22 protein-coding genes and 1 pseudogene are annotated in these 22,849 nt (G+C 60.1%); 18 read left to right on the top strand and 5 right to left on the bottom strand.

Translation table 11 applies throughout. The annotated features are described in order from the left end of the window. Positions 1-24 precede the first annotated feature (24 nt). The 7 genes and pseudogenes from PLD_RS14160 to coaA all read left to right on the top strand — a co-directional run bounded on the left by PLD_RS14160 (position 25) and on the right by coaA (position 5,098). Entirely contained in the window at positions 25-663 is a 639-nt protein-coding gene (locus PLD_RS14160) for a peroxiredoxin (protein WP_159893704.1), read from the top strand. A gap of 309 nt (positions 664-972) precedes the next feature. Continuing rightward, a complete protein-coding gene (ssuE, locus tag PLD_RS14165) occupies positions 973-1,566 on the top strand; it encodes an NADPH-dependent FMN reductase (RefSeq protein ID WP_159893706.1) in 594 nt (197 codons plus the stop codon). 90 nt (positions 1,567-1,656) lie between these two features. Further along, on the top strand, positions 1,657-2,421 hold the full coding sequence (locus PLD_RS14170) for an ABC transporter substrate-binding protein (RefSeq protein ID WP_159893708.1): 765 nt from the start codon (positions 1,657-1,659) through the stop codon (positions 2,419-2,421). 25 nt (positions 2,422-2,446) lie between these two features. Next, on the top strand, positions 2,447-3,595 hold the full coding sequence (gene ssuD, locus PLD_RS14175) for an FMNH2-dependent alkanesulfonate monooxygenase (RefSeq protein ID WP_159893710.1): 1,149 nt from the start codon (positions 2,447-2,449) through the stop codon (positions 3,593-3,595). Between the two features lie 41 nt (positions 3,596-3,636). Beyond that, positions 3,637-3,741, top strand: a pseudogene (ssuB, locus tag PLD_RS14180) (aliphatic sulfonate ABC transporter ATP-binding protein); the annotation flags it as partial. A gap of 105 nt (positions 3,742-3,846) precedes the next feature. Then, on the top strand, positions 3,847-4,062 hold the full coding sequence (locus tag PLD_RS14185) for a molybdopterin-binding protein (protein WP_159893712.1): 216 nt from the start codon (positions 3,847-3,849) through the stop codon (positions 4,060-4,062). A 76-nt stretch (positions 4,063-4,138) separates the two neighbouring features. After that, on the top strand, positions 4,139-5,098 hold the full coding sequence (gene coaA, locus PLD_RS14190; RefSeq protein ID WP_256674633.1) for a type I pantothenate kinase: 960 nt from the start codon (positions 4,139-4,141) through the stop codon (positions 5,096-5,098). Positions 5,099-5,115: 17 nt separating this feature from the next. On the opposite strand, the gene PLD_RS14195 is transcribed toward coaA, so the two are convergent. Both PLD_RS14195 and PLD_RS14200 read right to left on the bottom strand, forming a co-directional pair. Next, complete coding sequence (locus PLD_RS14195) at positions 5,116-5,754, bottom strand: TetR/AcrR family transcriptional regulator (RefSeq protein ID WP_159893714.1); 639 nt, start codon at positions 5,752-5,754, stop codon at positions 5,116-5,118. Between the two features lie 141 nt (positions 5,755-5,895). After that, positions 5,896-7,272, bottom strand: coding sequence for a glutamine synthetase family protein (locus PLD_RS14200; protein ID WP_159893716.1), 1,377 nt, complete (start codon positions 7,270-7,272; stop codon positions 5,896-5,898). 278 nt (positions 7,273-7,550) lie between these two features. On the opposite strand from PLD_RS14200, the gene PLD_RS14205 reads away from it, so the two are divergent. The 8 genes from PLD_RS14205 (at position 7,551) to PLD_RS14240 (ending at position 16,734) form a co-directional block, all read left to right on the top strand. After that, the gene (locus tag PLD_RS14205) at positions 7,551-8,333 is read left to right on the top strand and encodes a gamma-glutamyl-gamma-aminobutyrate hydrolase family protein (RefSeq protein ID WP_159893718.1); all 783 of its coding nucleotides are present in this window, start codon (positions 7,551-7,553) and stop codon (positions 8,331-8,333) included. Between the two features lie 38 nt (positions 8,334-8,371). Further along, on the top strand, positions 8,372-9,730 hold the full coding sequence (locus PLD_RS14210) for a glutamine synthetase family protein (RefSeq protein ID WP_159893720.1): 1,359 nt from the start codon (positions 8,372-8,374) through the stop codon (positions 9,728-9,730). Positions 9,731-9,785: 55 nt separating this feature from the next. After that, positions 9,786-11,150 (top strand): aspartate aminotransferase family protein, encoded by a 1,365-nt coding sequence (locus PLD_RS14215; RefSeq protein WP_159893722.1) that lies wholly within the window; start codon positions 9,786-9,788, stop codon positions 11,148-11,150. Positions 11,151-11,334: 184 nt separating this feature from the next. Beyond that, positions 11,335-12,432, top strand: coding sequence for a polyamine ABC transporter substrate-binding protein (locus PLD_RS14220; protein WP_159893744.1), 1,098 nt, complete (start codon positions 11,335-11,337; stop codon positions 12,430-12,432). 189 nt (positions 12,433-12,621) lie between these two features. Further along, a complete protein-coding gene (locus tag PLD_RS14225) occupies positions 12,622-13,716 on the top strand; it encodes a polyamine ABC transporter substrate-binding protein (RefSeq protein WP_159893724.1) in 1,095 nt (364 codons plus the stop codon). Between the two features lie 71 nt (positions 13,717-13,787). Continuing rightward, positions 13,788-14,930, top strand: coding sequence for an ABC transporter ATP-binding protein (locus PLD_RS14230; RefSeq protein ID WP_159893726.1), 1,143 nt, complete (start codon positions 13,788-13,790; stop codon positions 14,928-14,930). Between the two features lie 35 nt (positions 14,931-14,965). Beyond that, positions 14,966-15,847, top strand: coding sequence for an ABC transporter permease subunit (locus tag PLD_RS14235; protein WP_256674634.1), 882 nt, complete (start codon positions 14,966-14,968; stop codon positions 15,845-15,847). After that, entirely contained in the window at positions 15,844-16,734 is an 891-nt protein-coding gene (locus tag PLD_RS14240; RefSeq protein WP_159893730.1) for an ABC transporter permease subunit, read from the top strand. Before PLD_RS14235 ends, PLD_RS14240 begins: the two co-directional genes overlap by 4 nt. Before the next feature lie 64 nt (positions 16,735-16,798). Here the strand turns inward: PLD_RS14240 and PLD_RS14245 are convergent, their stop codons facing one another. Next, positions 16,799-19,210 carry a penicillin acylase family protein gene (locus PLD_RS14245; RefSeq protein ID WP_159893732.1) on the bottom strand — a complete coding sequence of 804 codons (2,412 nt, stop codon included), beginning with the start codon at positions 19,208-19,210 and terminating at the stop codon, positions 16,799-16,801. Between the two features lie 109 nt (positions 19,211-19,319). Next, positions 19,320-19,898, bottom strand: coding sequence for a DUF6436 domain-containing protein (locus tag PLD_RS14250; RefSeq protein WP_159893734.1), 579 nt, complete (start codon positions 19,896-19,898; stop codon positions 19,320-19,322). Between the two features lie 110 nt (positions 19,899-20,008). On the opposite strand from PLD_RS14250, the gene PLD_RS14255 reads away from it, so the two are divergent. After that, a complete protein-coding gene (locus tag PLD_RS14255) occupies positions 20,009-20,947 on the top strand; it encodes an alpha/beta hydrolase (protein WP_159889722.1) in 939 nt (312 codons plus the stop codon). Between the two features lie 147 nt (positions 20,948-21,094). On the opposite strand, the gene PLD_RS14260 is transcribed toward PLD_RS14255, so the two are convergent. Then, on the bottom strand, positions 21,095-21,847 hold the full coding sequence (locus PLD_RS14260) for a DUF2059 domain-containing protein (protein WP_159889720.1): 753 nt from the start codon (positions 21,845-21,847) through the stop codon (positions 21,095-21,097). A gap of 160 nt (positions 21,848-22,007) precedes the next feature. Between PLD_RS14260 and PLD_RS14265 the strand changes: the two genes are divergently transcribed. Together PLD_RS14265 and PLD_RS14270 are read left to right on the top strand one after the other, a co-directional pair. Next, a complete protein-coding gene (locus tag PLD_RS14265) occupies positions 22,008-22,640 on the top strand; it encodes a 2OG-Fe(II) oxygenase (RefSeq protein WP_178116114.1) in 633 nt (210 codons plus the stop codon). A gap of 2 nt (positions 22,641-22,642) precedes the next feature. Next, a partial coding sequence (locus tag PLD_RS14270; protein ID WP_159893746.1) for a 2-thiouracil desulfurase family protein occupies positions 22,643-22,849 on the top strand: 207 nt, incomplete at its 3' end.

The following is a 22,849-nucleotide window of genomic DNA, read 5'->3' on the forward strand; positions in this document are numbered from 1 at the left end:
CACGCACTCACAGGAGCAGCAGCCATGAGCCTCAGATTGGGCGACATCGCCCCCGATTTCCAACAGGCTTCCAGTGCCGGCCCGATTCGTTTCCACGAGTGGCTGGGCGACAGTTGGGGCGTGTTGTTTTCCCATCCGGCAGACTTCACCCCGGTGTGCACCACCGAGTTGGGCTTCACCGCCAAGCTCCAGGACGAGTTCGCCCGGCGCGGGGTGAAAGCTATTGCCTTGTCGGTCGACCCGGTGGACTCCCATCAGCGCTGGATCGAAGACATCAACGAAACCCAGAACACGTTGGTCAATTTCCCGATCCTGGCGGATGCCGACCGCAAAGTGTCGGACCTCTACGATCTGATCCACCCCAATGCCAGCGACACCCTGACCGTGCGCTCACTGTTCGTCATCGACCCGCACAAGAAGATTCGCCTGACCATCACTTACCCAGCCAGTACAGGGCGCAACGTCCATGAAATCCTTCGGGTGATCGATTCGCTGCAACTCACCGACCACTACAAGGTGGCCACCCCCGCCAACTGGCAGGACGGTGACGAAGTGGTGATCGTGCCTTCGCTCAAGGGCGAGGACGAGATCAAGCGCCGCTTTCCCAAAGGCTATCGCGCAGTGAAGCCTTACCTGCGCCTGACTCCACAACCCAATCGCTGACCCGCTCACCGCTGCAGGTGCCGGCTTGCCGGCAAAGGCGATGGTGAGACCGGTGCAAATTTAGCCGCCCCTTTCGCGGGCCAGCCCGCTCCTACGCAGAATGCAGGAGTAACAAAACCATAAAGCAGGGGTTTTAAGGCCGTTTCGACCGCCTGTTTTTTCTCCACTACTCAGTGTTTTATATTTCATTAAGGAATAAACAAATGAATAAATAAGATTTATAGGTATAAAAATAGACTGTTAAGGTTTGTTCTGCCCGGCGAAAGCGCGTCCTGCGAATCGCTTCATTTCGTTCAAGGAATCCCCTGCATGCTGGTGGTCTCTCTCGGTGGCAGCCCCAGTCAGCGATCCCGTTCCGGGGTGCTGCTGGCGTTGGCCAAGCGCTGGTTACAGCAGCACGGCGTGGAAGTGGTCAGTTACCAGGTGCGGGACTTCCCGGCCGAGGATCTGCTTCACGCCCGCTTCGACAGCCCCCAGGTCATCGACCTGCTGCAACACATCGACCAAGCCGATGGCCTGCTGATCGCCACGCCGGTGTACAAGGCGTCGTTTTCCGGGGCATTGAAAACCCTGCTCGACCTGCTGCCGGAGCGTGCCCTGAGCCACAAGGTGGTATTGCCCATGGCCACTGGCGGCAGCATCGCCCATATGCTGGCGGTGGATTACGCCCTCAAACCCGTGCTCTCGGCGCTCAAGGCCGAGGAAATGCTCCAGGGCCTCTTTGCCGAGGACAGCCAGATCGCCTACGGCGAAGGCAGTGTCCAGCCGCCGCTGGCAGAGGCCCTGGAGCGGCGTTTGACGGAGGCCTTGGAGCAGTTCCACAGGGCCTTGGCGCGCCGCCCCAAGCCGTTGGATCCGCATCTATTGAATGAACGTCTGTTGAGTGCTCGCTGGAGCATTTGAGCCACCCCCCTGATTTGAAGCACCGACCTTACTCGCCCGCCAACGGGCAAGCAGGTGCAGCCACAACCCCACTGCAAAAAGGAGAGCGCCATGCGCCCTGTCATTTTGCGTCGCGGTCTGGTCGCTCTGTTTGCTGCGGCTGTGTCCTTTGGCGCCATCGTTCAAGCTCAAGCCGAAACCCTGCGTATCGGTTATCAGAAGTACGGCACTCTGGTGCTGCTCAAGGCCAAGGGCACCCTGGACAAGCGCCTGGCGCTGCAAGGCGTGGACGTGAAGTGGACCGAGTTTCCGGGTGGTCCGCAGTTGCTGGAAGGGCTGAACGTCGGTTCCATCGACGTCGGCGTGACCGGCGAAACCCCGCCGGTGTTCGCCCAGGCCGTGTTCCTGCCTCCGGCCGATGCCCGAGCGGCGTTCGAGCGCGGCAGCGTCGACGCTTGGGTGATCTTGGCCCCCTATCAGGCGGCGGCCGGGCAGCAACTGCAGGCGCGCACGCTGCACGATGGCAGCGGCATCGTCGACAACCACCAGTTCTACTTGGCGACCAAACCCTACGCACAGCAGCACCCCGAGGTGATCAAGGCCCTGGTGGAAGAGGTGCGGGCGGTGGGCGAGTGGTCCAAGGCCAATCCGCAGGAGGTCACCGAGCAGGTGGCGTCGCTGCTCGGCCTGTCCACTGTTATCACCCTGACCTTGGTGAAGCGCCAGGGCTATGGCGCGGGTTTCCTGACTCCGGAGGTGATCGCCGCGCAGCAGAAAATCGCCGACAGCTTCTATCAGCTCAAGCTGATTCCCATGCTGCTGAGCATTCAAGACGTGATCTGGACGCCCCCCGCCGCCGTGGCCAAAGCGCCGTAATTCGACCCTTTTAGGAGACCGCTCCATGAGCCTCAATATTTTCTGGTTTCTGCCCACTCACGGCGACGGCCATTACCTGGGCACCGCCGTAGGCGCGCGCGCCGTGGATCATGCTTACCTGCAGCAGATCGCCCAGGCCGCCGATCGCTTGGGGTTTGGCGGGGTGCTGATCCCCACCGGACGCTCCTGCGAGGATTCCTGGCTGGTGGCGGCTTCGCTGATTGCGGTGACCCAGCGCCTTAAATTCCTGGTCGCCCTGCGCCCTGGGATCATTTCCCCGACGGTGGCGGCGCGCCAGGCGGCGACCCTGGATCGGCTTTCCGGCGGCCGGGCGTTGTTCAACCTGGTGACCGGTGGCGATCCGGACGAACTGGCCGGCGACGGCCAGTTCCTCGACCATCAAGAGCGTTATCAGGCTTCGGTGGAGTTCACCCGCATCTGGCGCCGGGTACTGGAAGGCGAAACCGTCGACTACGACGGCCAGCACATCAGCGTGAAGGGCGCCAAGTTGCTCTATCCGCCGTTGCAGCAGCCGCGCCCACCGCTGTATTTCGGTGGCTCTTCAGAGGCCGCCCAGGACCTGGCCGCTGAGCAGGTGGAGATGGTTTTGACCTGGGGCGAGCCACCGGCCGCCGTGGCCGAGAAGATTCAGCAAGTGCGGGACAAGGCGGCCAAGCTCGGACGCACCGTGCGTTTTGGCATCCGTCTGCACGTGATTGTGCGGGAAACCAATGCCGAGGCCTGGCAGGCCGCCGAGCGCCTGATTTCCCATCTGGACGACGACACCATCGCCCGGGCTCAGGCATCCCTGGCGCGCTTTGATTCCGTGGGCCAGCAGCGCATGGCGGCTCTGCATGGAGGCCGTCGCGACCAACTGGAAGTCAGCCCCAACCTTTGGGCCGGAGTGGGTCTGGTGCGTGGCGGTGCTGGCACTGCCTTGGTGGGCGATGGCCCTACTGTGGCGGCGCGGATGCAAGAGTACGTAGACCTGGGGATCGACACCTTCATTTTCTCCGGCTACCCACACCTGGAAGAGGCCTATCGGGTGGCCGAGTTGCTGTTCCCGCATCTGGACATCGAACGACCCAAGCAACCCGAAGCAGCCGCTTATATCAGCCCGTTCGGGGAGATGGTCGCCAACGACATCATCCCCCAAGGCGCATCCCGGAGCTGAGGTGCGGCCATGGATGAACAATGCAGCGTGCAGCGGCTGGCGCCCTGGACACCGAAGTCCTCGATCGTGCGCTGACATTGCCCGGCTTGGCGCCGACAGCGGAACCCGTTTCACCCTTGCCCACGCAGTTGCGCTGGGCACCTTAAAGCAGCGGCACGTTTCCGGCTGCAAGCGGCAAGCAAGGGCGATGTGCTGTTACTTGCCGCTTAAGGCTTGAAGCCTGCAGCTCATTGGCCTTCAGGAGCTGTGCTATGACCATCAAAGCCATCAACGTTCGCAATCAATTCAAAGGCACCATCAAGGCAATCGTCGAAGGTGACGTGTTGTCGGAAATCGACGTGCAGACAGCCTCCGGGATTGTCACATCGGTGATCACCACCCGCTCGGTCAGAGAGTTGGAGTTGTCCATTGGCAGCGAAGTGATCGCCTTTGTGAAGTCCACCGAGGTGTCGATCGCCAAGTTGTGAGCGATGCTGCATACCGGCCTGGAGGGGGGCGCGCCTCTCCGGGCTTTTTCAAGGGCGCTGTAAATAACGGTCAGATTTGATACTTTCCCTGCTTTCGCAAGGCCTGAACAGTACAGACATGACAACAGAGCAGGGTCCAAACGTAGGGTATCTGGAGTTCGATCGCGACCATTGGTCAGCTCTGCGGGCGGGGGAACCCATGAGCCTGTCACCGTCCGAGATGGAGACGTTGACCAGTCCGACCCAGCCCATGGCGTCCGAGGAAGTGAGGCAGATTCTGCTCCCGCTGTCGCGCCTGCTGCATTTGCACGCCGCTCAGGTGCAGGCGCTGAAGGTGCCGCAGGCAGGCTTCAAGGCCCCTTATGTCATCGGTATTTCCGGTAGCGTGGCAGTGGGTAAAAGCAGTTTCGCCCGGGTTCTGGCGGCGCTTCTGGCGTATTGGCCGGGCAAGCCCAATGTGCATCTGGTGACCACGGACTCATTTCTTTTTCCTTTGGCGACGCTTCAGGAAAAAAATATTCTGCATCGAAAAGGCTTCCCCGAGTCTTACGACGAGCCGCTGTTTCTGGCGTTTCTGAAGGCTGTGTGCAACAAGGGTGAAGCGGCCCATATTCCCATCTATTCCCATGTGCGTTACGACATCCTGGCGGATGAGGCTCAATCGGTGGAGGCGCCGGACATCATCATCCTGGAAGGTTTGAATGTTCTGCAGGGCGAGCCGGGGCAAGGCTTGAATGCCTTGGACTTCATCGATTTTTCCATTTATGTCGATGCGCCCGAAGAGATGATCAAGGCCTGGTATCTGGAGCGGTTTGTCTATCTGAAGAACACGGCTTTCCAATCCACCGATTCGTACTTCAACAAGTACAAGGGGCTGTCTGACCCCGAGGCCCTGTCAGTGGCGTCCGATACCTGGGATCGGGTCAACTTGAAGAACCTTGTGGAACACATTCTGCCCAGCCGGGAACGGGCGAATCTGATTATCCACAAGTCGGCGGACCACCGGATTGACAGGTTGCTGTTGCGGCAAGTGTGAGCCGGCGGGCGGTGGGCTTACAGTGGTGTCGGGCGCTTGGCCAGATAGGGCGGTAGATAGAGGCCCAGATAGGCGTCGAATACGCGCATGCCTTCCTCTGCCATGCGCGCGGTGATCTGCCCATGTTGCTGCACCGAGCGTGCATACACCCGATCCCCCAGCTCCATGGCCAATGCAAATACGTCCACGTCCTGGGGCAGGACCGGCAGCGCAAAGTGATGATTGAACAGCTTGTGCATCAGGTCGCCCAGTTCGATGTCGTGCTGGCGGTCGGCCTGGGTCACCTCGGTTAGGCCGTGTTGGGCCAGGATCAACTGGCGGGCGGCGGCGTCTTCATCGTAGATGGCGAGCATGCGTTGCTCCACCAGGCGTGACAGATCCCGCCAGCTGTTGAGGCAGGCGTGATCGATCGGCGCTTGCAGGCAGGCGCGGAATGCGGCGTGGACATCGGCGGTCAGGGCTTCCAGCAGGGCTGGCACGCTGGCGAAGAAGTGATACACCGACGACGGTGGAATCTGCGCCCGTTCGGCCACGCTGTAGATCGACAGGCTGGATACGCCCTCGGCGGCCAACAGGGTTCGGGCGGCTTCGAGTATCGAATCGATTCGGGCCTGGCTGCGTGCGCGGGGTTTGCGAAGAGGGGCAGTGCGCGTCATCTGTGTCTCCTACAGGGCTGCGGGCATTGTACGTGAGAGGGCAGGGGTCTCTGTAGTGACAGCCTTGGGCGGAGGTTGATAAATGGCACAAAAAAACGCCGCGGGCCTTGGAGCCCCGCGGCGTTTTTTCTGTGCCACCGCTTAAACGGTGTGCAGGTACCAGTTGTACTCGAGGTCGGAGATGGAGTGTTCGAATTCCTCCAGCTCGCTCTCTTTACAGGCGACGAAGATATCGATGTATTTCGGATCGATGTACTTGGCCATTACTTCACTGTCGTCCAGCTCGCGCAGGGCATCACGCAAGTTGTTCGGCAGGCTTTGCTCGTTCTGCTCGTAGCTGTTGCCTTCGGTCGGCGCCGGCGGCTCGATCTTGTTGGTCAGACCGTGGTGCACGCCCGCTAGGACCGAAGCCATCAACAGGTATGGGTTGGCGTCGGCACCGGCGACCCGGTGCTCCAGGCGTACCGCGTCGGCCGAACCGGTGGGTACACGCAGGGCCACGGTCCGGTTGTCCAGCCCCCAGCTCGGCGAGTTCGGTACATAGAACTGCGCGCCGAAACGCCGGTAGGAATTGACGTTCGGGCAGAGGAAGGCCATCTGCGCCGGCAGGGTCTCGAGCACACCGCCGATCGCGTGACGCAATGCGGCGTTCTGCTCGGGATCCTCGCTGGCAAAGATGTTCTTGCCGTCTTTGTCCAGGACCGAAATGTGCACGTGCAGACCGTTGCCTGCCTGGCCTGGATAAGGCTTGGCCATGAAGGTGGTGTCCATCTCATGGTCGTAGGCGATGTTCTTGATCAGTCGCTTGAGCAGTACCGCGTAGTCGCAGGCCTTGATCGGGTCGGCCACGTGGTGCAGGTTGACTTCGAATTGTGCCGGGGCACTTTCCTTGACGATCGCGTCGGCCGGGATGCCTTGCTCTTTGGCACCTTCCAGAATGTCCTGGAGGCAGTCGACGTATTCGTCGAGGTCGTCGATCAGGTAAACCTGGGTGGAGTGCGGGCGTTTGCCGGAGATCGGCGAACGTGGAGGTTGTGGCCGGCCGTTCACGTTCTCCTGGTCGATCAGGTAGAACTCCAGCTCGAAAGCCGCGCAGATGGTCAACCCCAGCTCATCGAACTTGGTTACGACCTGGCGCAAGACTTCTCGTGGATCGGCAAAGAACGGATCGCCCTCCAGTTCGTGCATGGTCATCAGCAACTGCGCGGTAGGGCGCTTCTGCCAAGGCTCGTTGCATAGGGTATCGGGGATCGGATAGCAGATTCGGTCAGCATCGCCGATGTCCAGGCCCAGGCCGGTGCTTTCCACCGTAGAGCCATTGATATCCAGGGCAAAGAGGGAGGCCGGCAGGTTGATGCCTTTCTCGTAAACCTTGTGGAGGCTGGTGCGTTCGATACGCTTGCCGCGCACCACACCATTCATATCCGCAATCAGAAGGTCAACGTACAGAACCTCAGGATGTTCCTTAAGGAACGCGTTCGCTTCGTTAAGCTGAACGGCACGCGGGGGTACCGACATGATGCAACACCTTTGTTGTTAAAAATATCAATCATTGATCTTTTCTGGTTTCAGTCAACCCGAACGGCTTGCCGAAGTCAAGTAAGGCCTTTTATGCCCTAATAGAGGGCTGCTATGGCCCTTTTGAAGCAAAACAGGGCGTTTTTTGGGCTTCGGACACCTTGGGTACCGCAGGCTTGAGCGGGCCGTGTTGTATTTTTTACGGGGGTGTTGTGTAAAAAAATGAACAAGGCTAAGCTCGAATCAAACCCATAACAGCAATAATACCGGGGTGTTTCATGTCTCGCCTGCCGTTAATCGGCGTCACCGCCTGCTCCAAGCAGATCGGTCTGCATGCTTATCACATCAGTGGCGACGAATACGTCCAAGCAGTAGCTAGCGCCGCCCGGGGCGTGCCGGTCATTCTTCCGTCTCTGGCGCAACTGCTTTCCCCGTCCGATATTCTGGACGGTTTGGACGGCATCCTCTTTACCGGCTCTCCTTCCAATATCGAACCTTTCCATTACCAGGGTCCAGCCAGCGCGCCGGGCACTGCTCATGATTCTGCACGGGACGCCGCTACCTTACCGCTGCTCAGCGCCGCCGTCGAAGCGGGTGTTCCGGTGCTGTGTATTTGCCGCGGCTTTCAGGAAATGAATGTAGCCTTCGGTGGCAGCCTTTATCAAAACGTGCAGGAGGTGGAGCCTTTCATGGACCACCGTCATCAGGAGGTGCCCGGGCAATCCCTGGATGCCTGGTACGCTCCGGCACATGACCTGCTCATCCAGTCCGGTGGCCTGCTGGCCGGTCTGGGCTTACCCGAGAAAATTCAAGTCAACTCGATTCATGCGCAAGGTGTGGAACGTTTGGCGCCTGGCTTGCGGGTCGAGGCACAGGCTCCTGATGGGTTGATCGAGGCAATTTCTGTCGGTGCAGGCAAGGCTTTTGCTTTAGGGGTGCAATGGCACCCCGAATGGCAGGTAAGCTCCAATCCTCACTACCTGGCCATTTTCCAGGCATTTGGTGATGCCTGCCGCAAGCGGGCAAAACAGCGCGACGCCGATGCGTCAAACAACGCCTGACCTAATAAAGAGTCAGGAAACTCAGCCTAGAGGCATTTATGAGTAACAACCTCGACCAGCTCACCGATTGGTTGAAAGACCACAAGATCACAGAAGTCGAATGCATGATTGGCGACTTGACCGGCATCACCCGGGGCAAGATCTCGCCGACCAACAAGTTCATTGCCGAAAAAGGCATGCGCCTGCCCGAGAGCGTGTTGTTGCAGACCGTGACCGGCGACTATGTCGAAGACGACATCTATTACGAACTACTGGACCCGGCGGATATCGACATGATTTGCCGTCCGGACCAGAACGCGGTGTACCTCGTGCCTTGGGCCATCGAGCCTACCGCTCAGGTGATCCACGACACCTACGACAAGCAGGGCAACCCCATTGAGTTGTCGCCGCGCAACGTCTTGAAGAAGGTCCTCAAGCTGTATGCCGACCACGGCTGGCAGCCCATCGTGGCGCCGGAGATGGAGTTCTACCTGACCAAGCGCAGTGACGACCCGGACTACCCGTTACAGCCGCCGATTGGCCGCTCTGGCCGCCCGGAAACCGGCCGCCAGTCGTTTTCCATCGAAGCGGCCAACGAATTCGATCCACTGTTCGAAGACGTCTATGACTGGTGCGAACTGCAAGAGCTGGACCTGGATACCCTGATCCACGAAGACGGCACAGCGCAAATGGAGATCAATTTCCGTCACGGTGATGCGCTGTCTCTGGCGGACCAGATTCTGGTGTTCAAGCGCACCATGCGCGAGGCTGCGCTCAAGCACGACGTAGCGGCCACTTTCATGGCCAAGCCGATGACCGGCGAGCCTGGCAGCGCCATGCACCTGCACCAGAGCATCATCGACATCAACACCGGCAAGAGCGTCTTCTCCAATGAAGACGGGACCATGAGCCAACTGTTTCTCAACCACATTGGCGGGTTGCAGAAGTTCATCCCCGAGTTGCTGCCGCTGTTTGCCCCCAACGTCAACTCGTTCCGCCGCTTCCTGCCCGATACTTCGGCGCCGGTGAACGTCGAGTGGGGCGAAGAAAACCGTACCGTGGGCCTGCGGGTGCCGGATGCCGGACCACAGAATCGTCGGGTGGAAAACCGCCTGCCGGGCGCCGACGCCAACCCCTATCTGGCGATTGCTGCCAGCTTGCTGTGCGGGTTCATCGGCATGGTCGAAGGTCACAACCCGAGCGCGCCAGTGGTTGGCCGTGGCTATGAGCGGCGCAACCTGCGCCTGCCGTTGACCATCGAAGACGCTCTGGAACGGATGGAAAACAGCAAGACCATCGAGAAGTACCTTGGCCAGAAGTTCATCACCGGTTACGTAGCGGTGAAGCGGGCCGAGCACGAAAACTTCAAGCGCGTGATCAGTTCGTGGGAGCGGGAATTTCTGTTGTTCGCCGTCTGATGCGCCGGGCGCCACTGTCGCCAGTGGCGCCTTCACTGACACTTAGGAGACATTGATGACTCACAAAAACCCGCAAACCCGCGAGTGGCAAACCCTCAGCAGTGATCACCACCTGGCACCATTCAGTGACTTCAAGCAGTTGAAGGAGAAAGGGCCACGGATCATCACCCACGCCAAGGGTGTGTATCTCTGGGACAGTGAAGGCAATCAGATCCTCGATGGCATGGCTGGCCTGTGGTGCGTGGCCATCGGCTATGGCCGCGATGAACTGGCTGAAGCGGCCAGCCGGCAGATGCGCGAACTGCCGTACTACAACCTATTCTTCCAGACCGCCCACCCGCCGGCGCTGGAGCTGTCCAAGGTGATTGCCGATATTGCGCCAGAAGGCATGAACCACGTGTTTTTCACCGGTTCCGGCTCTGAGGGCAACGACACCATGCTGCGCATGGTCCGCCACTACTGGGCGATCAAGGGCCAACCGAACAAGAAAACCATCATCAGCCGAGTCAATGGCTACCACGGCTCTACCGTGGCCGGCGCCAGCCTTGGCGGCATGACCTTTATGCACGAACAGGGTGATTTGCCGATCCCGGGCATTGTCCACATCCCGCAGCCTTATTGGTTCGGTGAGGGGGGCGATATGAGCCCCGAAGAGTTCGGCATCTGGGCGGCCAATCAATTGGAGGAAAAAATCCTCGAGCTGGGCGTGGACAACGTCGGGGCCTTCATTGCCGAGCCGATCCAGGGCGCGGGCGGGGTCATTGTGCCGCCAGACAGCTACTGGCCGCGGATCAAGGAAATCCTCGCCAAGTACGACATTCTGTTCGTCGCCGACGAAGTGATCTGTGGTTTCGGGCGTACCGGTGAGTGGTTCGGTAGCGATTTCTACGACCTCAAAGCGGACATGATGACCATTGCCAAGGGCCTGACTTCCGGTTACGTCCCTATGGGCGGCCTGATCGTTCGCGACGAGGTGGTGGCGGTGCTCAACGAAGGCGGCGACTTCAACCACGGGTTCACCTATTCCGGGCATCCGGTGGCGGCAGCCGTGGCTCTGGAAAACATCCGCATTCTGCGTGAAGAAAAAATTATTCAGCACGCCCATGAGAAAACGGCACCTTACTTGCAAAAGCGTCTGCGTGAGCTGAGTGATCACCCGTTGGTGGGCGAGGTTCGTGGAGTGGGTCTGCTGGGGGCGATCGAGCTGGTGAAGGACAAGGCCACTAGAGCGCGTTATGAGGGGCGTGGCGCAGGCATGATCTGCCGGCAGTTCTGCTTCGATAACGGCCTGATCATGCGCGCCGTGGGCGACACCATGATCATCGCGCCGCCCTTGGTGATCAGCGAGGCGGAAATCGACGAACTGGTAACCAAGGCGCGCAAGTGCCTGGACCTGACCTTGAGTGCCCTTCAGGGCTGAGTGCTAGGCTTTGAACGCGGTGCCTGCGGGCAGGGTGTTCATCCGCAGATAAAGGCCGGGTCTTTCCTTGAAAGCCGGCCTTGGATCTTGCCAGACTACCCGCCGTTTGGGTTGCCCGTAGATTGGCCGCCAAGCGAGTGGTTAAAGAAGAACAATTGGAGCATTACGCATGAAGGCATTAGGTATGAAGTTTGCTGGCAAGACCCTCCTCGCCATGTCCCTGATGGGCGTGATGGCGGCGGCAGCGCAGGCGGACGATAACGTTCTGCACGTTTACAACTGGTCCGATTACATCGCGCCGGACACCATCAAGAAGTTTGAAGCCGAATCGGGCATCAAAGTGGTCTATGACGTGTTTGACAGCAACGAAACCCTGGAAGCCAAGTTGCTCGCCGGCAAATCCGGTTATGACGTGGTGGTGCCTTCCAACAACTTCCTGGCCAAGCAGATCAAGGCGGGTGTCTATCAGGAACTGGACAAGTCCAAGTTGCCGAACTGGAAGAACCTCAACGAGTCGCTGCTCAAGGCGGTATCGGTGAGCGACCCGGGCAACAAGCATGCCTTCCCTTATATGTGGGGGTCGATCGGCATCGGCTTCAACGCCGAGAAGGTCAAGGCCGCGTTGGGGGCTGATGCGCCAACCAACTCTTGGGACCTGCTGTTCAAGCCTGAGAATGCTGAGAAATTGAAATCCTGTGGCGTCAGCTTCCTCGACTCGCCAACCGAAATGATTCCGGTGGCTTTGCATTACCTGGGCTATCCAACCGACAGCCAGAACAAAAAGCAGTTGGCTGAAGCCGAAGCGCTGTTCCTCAAGATCCGTCCGTCGATCGCCTACTTCCACTCGTCCAAGTACATCTCCGACCTGGCTAACGGCAACATCTGCGTGGCCGTGGGGTACTCGGGCGACATCTACCAGGCCAAGGCACGTGCCGCCGAAGCCGGTGACAAGGTCAAGGTCAGCTACAACATTCCCAAAGAAGGTGCTGGCAGCTTCTATGACATGGTCGCGATTCCTAAAGACGCGGAAAACGTCGACGGCGCCTATAAGTTCATGACCTTCCTGCAGAAGCCGGAAGTGATGGCCGAGATCACCAACGCCGTGCGTTTCCCCAACGGTAACGCGGCTGCAACCCCACTGGTCGATAAAGAGATCACCAGCGACCCGGGTATTTACCCACCTGCTGATGTACAGGCCAAGCTGTACGCGATTGCCGACTTGCCGGCCGCGACCCAGCGTCTCCTGACCCGCAGCTGGACCAAGATTAAATCCGGTAAATAAACCGATTTGCAGCACTAACCTGTTGTCGTCGTCATGTGTTGGCGGCAACAGGAAACAATTAAATGACAGAAAGTTTTGCTGGATTGGTTTATCGAGGGTAAGTTGCGCGCCGGTTTTGTTGCTGGGCAGCTCGGAGGCTGTCAGGTAGCGCGGGGTAACTTGAGCCCAACTATTGAAGAGGACCTCCACTTGCCTATTTCTTTATTTCGCAAAGCCATGCTGGTTGCGGCCGGCCTGACGCTGGTAGCGGGTGTTCAGGCTGCACCGACCGTGCATATTTATAATTGGTCCGACTATATCGGTCAGAACACCCTGGCAGACTTTGAAAAAGCCACGGGTATCAAACCCGTGTATGACGTTTTCGATTCCAATGAAACCCTGGAAGGCAAGTTGCTGGCCGGTCGCACTGGTTATGACGTGGTGGTGCCGTCCAACCACTTTCTGGGTAAGCAGATCAAAGCCGGGGCGTTTCAGAAACTCGACAAGAGCCTGTTGACCCACTATTCGAATCTCGACCCGGTGCTGCTCAAGCGCCTGGAGATGAACGACCCGGGTAACCAATACGCCGTGCCTTATCTGTGGGGCACCAACGGCATCGGTTACAACGTAGACAAGGTCAAAGCGGCCTTGGGCGTGGACAAGATCGACTCCTGGGGTGTTTTGTTCGAGCCTGAGAACATCAAGAAGCTCAGCACCTGCGGCGTGGCCTTCCTCGACTCTGCCGATGAGATGTTGCCCACGGTCCTCAACTACCTGGGCCTGGATGCCAATAGCACCCATCCCAAGGACTACAAGCAGGCTGAGGCCAAACTGCTGGCCGTGCGTCCTTACGTGACCTATTTCCATTCGTCCAAGTACATCTCGGACTTGGCCAACGGCAATATTTGCGTGGCTATCGGGTTTTCCGGCGACGTGTTCCAGGCCAAGGCCCGGGCCGCCGACGCGGGCAAGGGTGTGAACATCGCCTATGCGATTCCGAAGGAAGGCGGGGCCCTGTGGTTTGACATGCTGGCGATCCCCAAGGACTCAAGCAACGTCAAGGAAGCTCATGCCTTCATCAACTATTTGCTGCAGCCTGAGGTGATTGCCCAGGTCAGTGATTACGTCGGTTACGCCAACCCCAATCCGGGAGCGGACAGGTTCATGGAGCAATCGATCCGCACTGATGAAGCGGTTTATCCATCGCAGGCCGTGCTCGACAAGATGTATGTGTCCACCGAGCTGCCACCCAAGATCCAACGCTTGATGACCCGTAGCTGGACCAAGGTCAAGACGGGTAAGTAGTTCCACAGGCTCAAACTATCCAAGGTCCACCCGCGTGGGGTGGGCTGAAAATTTTGTTGGGAGTTTCGCAAATGGCAGTTGCCTCCGGCGCCTATAAGAAAGCCCTCGAGGGCGACCAGACACCTAAGCAGGTGCTGGTCAAAATCGACCGGGTCACCAAGAAGTTCGACGAGACGGTTGCCGTGGACGATGTGTCCCTGGAAATCAAGAAAGGCGAGATTTTCGCCCTGCTCGGCGGCTCGGGTTCGGGCAAGTCCACCTTGCTGCGGATGCTGGCCGGTTTCGAACGGCCAACGGAGGGGCGAATCTTCCTCGATGGCGTGGACATCACCGACATGCCGCCGTACGAACGGCCGATCAACATGATGTTCCAGTCTTACGCCTTGTTCCCACACATGACCGTGGCGCAGAACATTGCCTTTGGTCTCAAGCAGGACAAAATCCCGGCAGCGGAAATCGACGCCCGGGTGGCGGAAATGCTCAAGCTGGTGCAGATGAGCCAGTACGCCAAGCGCAAGCCACACCAATTGTCTGGCGGCCAGCGCCAGCGGGTGGCCCTGGCCCGTTCCCTGGCCAAGCGTCCCAAGCTGTTGCTGCTGGACGAACCCATGGGCGCCCTGGATAAGAAGCTGCGTTCGCAGATGCAGCTTGAGCTTGTCGAAATCATCGAGCGCGTCGGCGTGACCTGTGTGATGGTGACCCACGATCAGGAAGAGGCCATGACCATGGCCGAACGCATCGCCATCATGCACCTGGGCTGGATCGCGCAGATCGGCAGCCCGATCGATATCTATGAAACCCCGGTCAGCCGCTTGGTCTGCGAGTTCATCGGCAACGTCAACATTTTCGAAGGCGAAGTGGTGGACGACGCCGAAGGCCACGCCTTGATCACTTGTAAGGACCTGGACCGCAATATCTACGTCGGCCACGGCATCAGTACCTCGGTGCAGGACAAGTCGGTGACCTACGCGATCCGTCCGGAAAAGCTCCTGGTGACGGCTGAAATGCCGAGCTGCGAGTACAACTGGTCCAGCGGCAAGGTCCACGACATTGCTTACCTGGGCGGTCACTCGGTGTTCTACGTCGAACTGCCAAGCGGCAAACTGGTGCAGTCTTTCGTTGCCAACGCCGAGCGCCGTGGCGCACGGCCGACCTGGGGGGACCAGGTTTACGTCTGGTGGGAAGACGACAGTGGCGTGGTGCTGCGCTCATGAACATGCGAAAGCTCAAGCGCCGACTCAATCGAATAATTCCCGGTGGCCGTCAGTTGGTCATCGGGGTGCCTTTCATCTGGTTGTTCATGTTCTTCATGCTGCCGTTCTTCATCGTCCTGAAGATCAGCTTCGCCGAAGCAGACGTGGCCATCCCGCCATACACCGAGATCTACAGCTACGTCGATCAGAAGCTGCAGTTATTGCTCAACCTTGGCAACTACGCCTTGCTGGGGGACGACGAGCTGTATATCGCGGCCTACCTCGGCTCGCTCAAGATGGCGTTCTTCAGCACCATCCTCTGTCTGCTGATCGGTTATCCGATGGCCTATGCCATCGCCAGTGCCCGCAAAGAGCTGCAAACGGTGTTGCTGCTGCTGATCATGATGCCGACCTGGACCGCGATCCTGATCCGCGTCTACGCCTGGATGGGCATCCTCAGTAACAACGGCCTGCTCAACGGCTTCCTGATGTCCATGGGGTTGATCAACGAGCCGCTGCAGATCCTCAACACCAACATCGCGGTGTATATCGGCGTGGTTTATTCCTACTTGCCGTTCATGATCCTGCCGCTCTACGCCAACTTGGTGAAACATGACGCGAGTCTACTGGAGGCCGCTTCGGACCTGGGCTCGAGCACCTTCAACAGCTTCTGGAAGATCACCGTGCCACTGTCCAAAAACGGTGTCATTGCGGGCTGCATGCTGGTGTTTATTCCAGTGGTGGGCGAGTTCGTGATTCCGGAGCTGCTGGGCGGCCCGGAAACCCTGATGATCGGTAAGGTGCTCTGGCAAGAGTTCTTCAACAACCGTGACTGGCCGGTGGCCTCCGCCCTGGCAGTGGTGATGCTGGCGATCCTGATTGTGCCGATCATCCTGTTCAACCGCAGTCAGGCCAAGGAAATGGAGGGCAAGGAATGAAGCGCTTCAGTTTCTCCAGCCTGATGCTGGTATTGGGTCTGTTGTTCATCTACCTGCCGATGCTGATCCTGGTGATCTATTCGTTCAACGCCTCCAAGCTGGTAACGGTCTGGGGCGGCTGGTCGATCAAGTGGTATATCGGCTTGCTGGACAACACTCAATTGATGGGGTCGGTGCTGCGTTCCCTGGAAATTGCCTGCTACACCGCCGTTGCGGCGGTGGCGTTGGGTACGCTGGCCGCTTTCGTGCTGACCCGGATCTCGCACTTCAAGGGGCGCACGCTGTTCGGTGGCCTGGTCACCGCGCCCTTGGTCATGCCTGAGGTGATCACCGGTCTGTCGCTGTTGCTGCTGTTCGTGGCCATGGCCCAGGTTATCGGCTGGCCCCAGGAGCGGGGAGTGGTGACTATCTGGATCGCTCACACCACGTTCTGCGCCGCTTATGTGGCAGTGGTGGTGTCGGCCCGTCTGCGTGAGCTGGACTTGTCCATCGAAGAGGCGGCCATGGACCTCGGCGCGCGGCCGTGGAAAGTGTTCTTCCTGATCACCATCCCGATGATCGCGCCATCCCTGGCGGCGGGCGGCATGATGTCCTTCGCGCTGTCCCTGGATGACTTGGTGCTGGCCAGTTTCGTGTCCGGCCCGGGTTCCACCACCTTGCCGATGGAAGTGTTCTCGGCGGTGCGCCTGGGGGTGAAACCTGAGATCAACGCCGTGGCCAGCTTGATCCTGCTGGCGGTATCGCTGGTGACCTTCCTGGTGTGGTTCTTCAGTCGTCGTGCCGAGGAGGCCCGCAAGCGGGCGATCCAGCAGGCCATCGAAGAGAGCGCCGTGGATTCCTGGAAGCAGCCGGATGTGCGGCGGCCGCAGGCACCTGAAACGGCCTGATTCTGGTCGAGCACTAAAAAACCTCGCGACCGGTTACGGCGCGAGGTTTTTTATTGCCCGGTTGTTACTGGCGGGTGCGAGCCGGCAGGAACTTCAGGGTGCTGCGGGTATTGGCGCTGACCTCTTCATCAGTGAAATGTGCCTGCTGGTAGACGCCTTCAATGTAAGCCTCGGCCTGATCGTCGTAGTGCTTGTCGAACAGCACGCCGCTCTGGCCCACCGGGTTGATGGTCAGGCTGTGGGCCGGGTCGGCGAAGTCGATGATGCGTCGGGTCGAGGGGCCATATATCACCGACCAGGGGGCTGGGCCGATCTTGGCGGTGAGGTTGTTCGGCACTTCGTGGCTGCCCGGGGCGTCCAGGGGGCCGACGTTGAATATCCGGTCCAGGGGCTTCTGCATGCCCAGCGGGTGGCTGTGGGTCAGGGTGTGGGCGCTACCCCAGCGCCACTGCGCCGGGTTGGCGCCCAGGGTCAGCCGCAGGTGGTCGACGCTGGCGCGCCAGGCCACTTTGACCGTGTCGGCCCGGCTTTCCCGCTGGGGCGTGGTGCGGTTGTCCCACCAGGGTGAGTCGGGATCGGCCGCCAGCCGCGGCAGTGCGGCATCCACCACCCGGGCCTGGACCAGAGCATCGAAGTAGGCGTCGCCGAGTTTTTCATGGAAGGCGGCCTTGGCCAGCTCGAAGAGGAACTGGTTGAACAGGGTGGCGCTGGTGGAGTCCAGCGGGTAGTCGCCCTGCCACGTGGCCAATTGCTCCACCAGTTTGAGTTCCTCGGGGTCGCTGACCACTTCACGCAGTACGGGCAGCAGTGGCGCCAGCAGGCGCGGGCCATAGTCGGTGGTGGTGCCCAGTTGCAGTTTCTGAGTGTTTTCCAGGTCCCACTTCAGGCTTTTGTCGCTGAGCTGACGATCCAGTTGCTGACCACGGTCAGGGAGGTTGTAGTAACCGGGAATTTCCATGCCCGTAGGGGAAACCGGCTGGAAGTTGGCGGAAACGATGTAACCCCGGGCCGGGTTCTCTTCCTGGGGGTTGGTGCTGAAGGGATAGAAGCCTTCTTTGTCCGCCAGGGCGGTACTGCCGTCGAGCATGAATGCCGGCTTGGCCCCGGCCGGACGCTTGGGCAGCAGTGCCGCGGCCCACCAGCCGATATCGCCCTTGGCGTTGGCCCAGACAATGTTCAGCCCCGGTGCATGAACCTTGGCCGCGGCAGCCCGGGCCTTGGCCAGGGTATTGGCGCGATTGAGCTGGTAGAAACCTTCGAGGACCGGATTCGGGGTTTCCAGGAACCCCCACCACATCGCCACCGGGGCTTTGCCCACGGTGGTGCCGAGCATGTCGTTGATGATCGGGCCGTGGGGCGATCGGCGTAGGGTCAGGGTCACTGGGGGCTGGCCCTTGACCGCGATCTGCTGGGTGCTGCTGATCAGGTCCACCCACTGGTCGTGAAACCACACCTGATTGGGGTTTTCCGGGTTGACCTGCTCGGCGATCAGGTCGAGGTCGTCGTTCTGGAACATGGTCAGGCTCCAGCCGAAATCCAGGTTGTGGCCCAGGAAGGCGAAGGGCACCAGGGCCTGATGATGGCCGTAGAGCTCAAAGCCCGGTGCCGACAGTTGCGCTTCGTACCACACCGATGGCAGGGAATAGCGAATGTGCGGGTCGCCGGCCAGCAGCGGCTTGCCGCTCTTGGTCCGAGTGCCGGCTACGGCCCAGGCGTTACTGCCTTCGAATTGCGGCAGCCCGGCCTCGACGAAAGCTGCCTGGCTCAGGCGGGCAATTCGGCCCAGGTCCTGCCAATCGATGGCGGCCATGGGCGAGGACGCCGCCGGCTTGCCTTTGGCCAGCACGCCCTTGGGTTGCCAGTCGAGGTCGAAGACCTTGAGGTAGTCATTACCCAACTGATCGCGGATGTAAGTCAGCAGCGGTTCGGTGCGAAACGCCATGGCGAAGCTGTAGGCCATGAAGCCGGCAACGCTGACGGTGTCTTCCGCGGTGAACGGTCGTTTGTGGATGCCCAGGGCATCGAACTCCAGGGGGCTGGCGTGGCTGTCCTGATACTGGTTGATGCCGTCCAGATAGGCTTCCAGGGCCTTCCAGGCGGGAGACTGGCGGTCGAGTCCAGCCACGTAGCTGTCGGCCCGTTCGCGGATGCGCAGGCTGCGGAACAGTTTGTCGGTGTCCAGCAGCTTGGGCCCGAGGACTTCGGCCAACTCACCCCGGGACAGGCGCCGCAGCATTTCCATCTGGAACAACCGATCCTGGGCATGGACGTAACCCAGGGTGCGGTACAGGTCGGCTTCGCTTTCAGCGCGGATATGCGGCACGCCGCGTTCGTCGTAGCGCACGGTGACCGAGCCCTGCAAGCCACTGAGTTCGATCTGGCCCTGGCGTGTCGGTTGCTTGCTGTACAGGTAACCGGCAGCACCTGCTAGCAGGGCGATGATCAGAACGGCGACGACGGTCAGGCTGCGTTTCATGCGGGTTCCTTGATGTTGTTGTTCGATGCCGCTTGTCACAGCGCTGCAAACATTTAGCACAAGTTAGGGAAGACGCGCAGGAGGCAGTCCCTGAATAGTCGCGAATGCCTTAGTCAGCAGCGGATGGCCAGGGACAGTAGCAACCGACCGCCAGGGTGTGGGTGGCGCTGACGCCGCGATTGTCTTCCAGGGCCTGGAGGATGGGCTCGATAAAGCTATTGCTGGAGTTGCAGGTCAGGCCTTCGCTGTAGGGGCCGAAGTACGCCAGCTTCCCGCTGCGGTCCCAGATCGCGACCGCAGGGCTTGCGGGAATGTGTTCCGCACCGGGCAGGTGGTCGAGGGCTTTGAGGCGGTTCAGGGTGGCGGGCAACTGGCCGTGACTGCCGGGTTTTTGCACGGAATAAAACGTTACGCCACGCGGCTCGTAAGCGTCGATCAGCTCGGCCAGATGCTGCTGGTTGCCGACGTTGCACGGGCAGGCGGGGTCCCAGAAGTGCACCAGGCGGATTGCCCCGGGGCCGGCCAGCTCAATGGGCAGTTGCAAGGGGTCGCCGGAAAACACCGCGGTGTGTTCACTGAAGGCGCGCAGATAGCGACCCTGAAACCAGTCGTAGGCGCTCCACAGCACAACGGCGCAGATCAGGACCAGCAGACTGGCAAGCAGGGGCGTGCGGTAAGACGGGCGCATTAAGATTGATCCTCGAAGGTCGCGTAGCTTGCCATGCCTGCTGCGACAGATGAATATCGCAGGCCCAGAAACTCTGTTTTGTCGCCGTCGCCCCAGCTTTGGAAACCCTTATGTCCGTGAACTTCGACCCCGATCACCTGCGCGCCAGCCTGCAGCCTCTGACGGCGGGGCAACCCTTGTCGGTCGAGGCTCAGGCCTACCAGCGCTTCTATGGGCTGGATTTTGCCGGCCGCGCCTTGGTGCCGCGCAGTCGCCTGGGGCGTTTTCAAGTGGACGGTTATGAGGTGGTCTGCCAAGTCTGGTGGCCGGAGCAGCCACGGGCGACGCTGTTTTTGTTCCACGGTTTCTACGATCACATGGGGTTGTACCGGCATGTAATCGAATGGGCGCTGCAGCGCCATTTCGTGGTGATTTCCTGTGATCTGCCCGGGCATGGTCTATCCAGCGGCGAGCGGGCCAGCATCGATGATTTCGCGGTGTATCAGCGGGTCCTGCAAGGCTTGTTCGCGCAAGCCCGGGCTCTGGAGCTGCCGCAACCCTGGCATTTGTTCGGGCAGAGCACGGGCGGTGCGATCATCATGGATCACCTGCTCAACCAGGGCGCCGAGAGTCCGGCCCAGGGCCAGGTGATTCTGTTGTCACCGCTGGTGCGGCCACGGGCCTGGGGCTGGTCGATGCTTAGCTATTACCTGTTGCGGCCCTTTGTCAGCGGAATTGCCCGGCGCTTCAGCGAGAACTCCAACGACGCGCAATTCCTCGCTTTCCTGCAGGCAGACCCGTTGCAGCCACAGCGTTTGCCAACGGCCTGGGTCGGTGCGCTGGCGCGCTGGATCAAGCGTCTGGAAAAGGCTCCGCGCAGTTCAAGGCACCCGCTGATCGTTCAGGGGCAAGCGGACATGACAGTGGACTGGCAGCACAACCTGCAGGTGATCCAGGGCAAATTCGCCACCCCCGAGGTGCTGCTGTTGCCGCAGGCGCGGCACCATCTGGCCAATGAAATTCCCTTGTACCGCGATCAGTACTTCGCCTTTCTGACCCAGCACGTCTGAGCCGTGGGAGATGGGTGTAGCCGCTGCCGTAGGCTGCGAACGGCCCGAAGAGTCGCTGGAGGTTCGGCGCTAGATTGCCAGGCAAGGTCCTGCCCACCTTTGCGCAGCCTCGTGGGCTTGGCAGCGGCTACAGGTGAGTTTGCGGGATCAGGGGGCGAGGCTGGAGGTACTCTGGCCGACCGCCAGGCCGGCGCGAATCGCTGCCAGGGCTGCCTGGTAATAGGCCTTGCCCTCAGTGGATTCGGCGAAGGTGGCGAATTCTTCCAGTTCGGTGTCGGACAAGTCCCGATAGACGTACAGCAAGGTGTTGTTCAGATCCGTGCCAATCTGCTGCATCAGCCGCAGGCGTTGGCCATTGAGCATGCCTTGAGCCTGACCACCGCCGAGCAAGCCGGGAATCATCTGGCTCAGGCTGTCGGCGGCGACCCCGGCGATTGCCAGGCTGACCTCTGCGCCGGCTTCCCGTGCCGGCAGTGCCTGGGCCAAGTGGCCGATGATCAGTTGACGGTTGTCGCTGACCTGCATCTTCGGCAGACCTTGAGCGTTTTTGGCCAGTTGGTCACGACGGGTGGCAAGCAGTTCGGCAGCGACGATCTTGCGTCCCAGGGGCGATTGGAAGAACGCCAGCGCAGGCGCGGGATCGGCAAGGTTCTGACGCAGTTGGGTTTCGGCGCGACGGTCCACGGCCTCGGGCGCGAAGCGTTGGTTGCTGTTCTCCAGCAATGCCTGGTATACCGCCGGCGGCAGACTATTCTGATAGCGCTGTTGGGCGGCGCTGAGGGCATCGCTGAAATGCGCGCGCTGTTGCGGCCAACCGGCGACCTTGTACAACTGGTCGTGGCTGTCTGCCCAAGCGGGCAAGGCGCAGAACATCAGCAGTGAGAAAAGCAAACGGCGCATAAGGACTCCTGTCAGCAGGCGACTATTCTCCGGGGCGAGGCGGTGGTTGTCGAGAATTCGTATCAGGATCACTCGCCAAGGTAATGATGTGAAAGCTTATTGAAAAAATGCTCAATCCTCCGCTCTGCGGCTCTGTCAGATTTATCTGATGCTGGATACTATGCGCGCCATGCAAATACCTTCTGATCACCCGCTGTTGTTGAGCATCGTCGACGACCTGGCTGCCTGTGGCTGGTCGCAGCAGAATATTTTCCTGCCTGAGGCTCTGACCCTCGAACTGGCGGCAGAGTGCCGCAAGCGTGCGGCTGAAGGCGAATTGGCTCCCGCGGCGGTGGGGCGTGGTCCGACCCAGGAAATTCGCGAGGGTATTCGTGGCGATCATATTCAGTGGATCGAGCCCGGGCAGGCCGAGGCCAGTGACACCTACCTGGGGCTGATGGACAGCCTGCGCGAGGCACTCAACCGAGGGTTGTTTCTCGGGCTTGAGGATTTTGAATGCCACTTTGCGATGTTCCCGTCGGGTGCGTTCTACAAGCGTCACGTCGATCGTTTTCGTGACGATGATCGGCGCATGGTGTCGGCCGTGATCTACCTCAATTCGCAGTGGTTGCCCGAGCACGGCGGACAATTGCGCATGTACCTCAAGGATCAGGGGCAATACGATGTGCTTCCCGTCGGAGGCCAATTGGTCGTGTTTCTCTCCGGCGAGGTGCCCCATGAAGTCTTGCCCGCGACCCGCGAACGGCTGTCCTTGACCGGCTGGTTTCGCCGGCGCGGTAACGAGCCATTCTGATGATGCATAAGATTCTGGTCAGCCGCTGCCTGTTGGGTCACCGCGTGCGTTACGACGGCGGTGCCAGTGGCCCGTTCGATCAATTGGCCAACTGGTTGCAAGAAGGGCGGGTGGTTGCCCTCTGCCCGGAAGTGGCCGGTGGTTTGCCAACGCCGCGGGCGGCCGCGGAGATTCCCGGAGGGCAGGGCCTGCAAGTGCTGGAGGGCAAG

The organism is Pseudomonas sp. LD120 (genome assembly GCF_009861525.1).
Lineage (GTDB): Bacteria > Pseudomonadota > Gammaproteobacteria > Pseudomonadales > Pseudomonadaceae > Aquipseudomonas.

Bases quoted from the DNA above. Each gene is read 5' to 3' on its own strand.
- PLD_RS14240 (WP_159893730.1), top strand. From the start codon at position 15,844: ATGAAGCGCTTCAGTTTCTCCAGCCTGATGCTGGTATTGGGTCTGTTG.
- ssuD (WP_159893710.1), top strand. From the start codon at position 2,447: ATGAGCCTCAATATTTTCTGGTTTCTGCCCACTCACGGCGACGGCCAT.
- PLD_RS14250 (WP_159893734.1), bottom strand. From the start codon at position 19,898: ATGCGCCCGTCTTACCGCACGCCCCTGCTTGCCAGTCTGCTGGTCCTG.
- PLD_RS14210 (WP_159893720.1), top strand. From the start codon at position 8,372: ATGAGTAACAACCTCGACCAGCTCACCGATTGGTTGAAAGACCACAAG.
- PLD_RS14195 (WP_159893714.1), bottom strand. From the start codon at position 5,754: ATGACGCGCACTGCCCCTCTTCGCAAACCCCGCGCACGCAGCCAGGCC.
- PLD_RS14160 (WP_159893704.1), top strand. From the start codon at position 25: ATGAGCCTCAGATTGGGCGACATCGCCCCCGATTTCCAACAGGCTTCC.
- PLD_RS14170 (WP_159893708.1), top strand. From the start codon at position 1,657: ATGCGCCCTGTCATTTTGCGTCGCGGTCTGGTCGCTCTGTTTGCTGCG.
- PLD_RS14220 (WP_159893744.1), top strand. From the start codon at position 11,335: ATGAAGTTTGCTGGCAAGACCCTCCTCGCCATGTCCCTGATGGGCGTG.
- PLD_RS14230 (WP_159893726.1), top strand. From the start codon at position 13,788: ATGGCAGTTGCCTCCGGCGCCTATAAGAAAGCCCTCGAGGGCGACCAG.
- PLD_RS14215 (WP_159893722.1), top strand. From the start codon at position 9,786: ATGACTCACAAAAACCCGCAAACCCGCGAGTGGCAAACCCTCAGCAGT.
- ssuE (WP_159893706.1), top strand. From the start codon at position 973: ATGCTGGTGGTCTCTCTCGGTGGCAGCCCCAGTCAGCGATCCCGTTCC.
- PLD_RS14245 (WP_159893732.1), bottom strand. From the start codon at position 19,210: ATGAAACGCAGCCTGACCGTCGTCGCCGTTCTGATCATCGCCCTGCTA.
- PLD_RS14205 (WP_159893718.1), top strand. From the start codon at position 7,551: ATGTCTCGCCTGCCGTTAATCGGCGTCACCGCCTGCTCCAAGCAGATC.
- PLD_RS14200 (WP_159893716.1), bottom strand. From the start codon at position 7,272: ATGTCGGTACCCCCGCGTGCCGTTCAGCTTAACGAAGCGAACGCGTTC.
- PLD_RS14265 (WP_178116114.1), top strand. From the start codon at position 22,008: ATGCGCGCCATGCAAATACCTTCTGATCACCCGCTGTTGTTGAGCATC.
- PLD_RS14255 (WP_159889722.1), top strand. From the start codon at position 20,009: ATGTCCGTGAACTTCGACCCCGATCACCTGCGCGCCAGCCTGCAGCCT.
- PLD_RS14185 (WP_159893712.1), top strand. From the start codon at position 3,847: ATGACCATCAAAGCCATCAACGTTCGCAATCAATTCAAAGGCACCATC.
- PLD_RS14260 (WP_159889720.1), bottom strand. From the start codon at position 21,847: ATGCGCCGTTTGCTTTTCTCACTGCTGATGTTCTGCGCCTTGCCCGCT.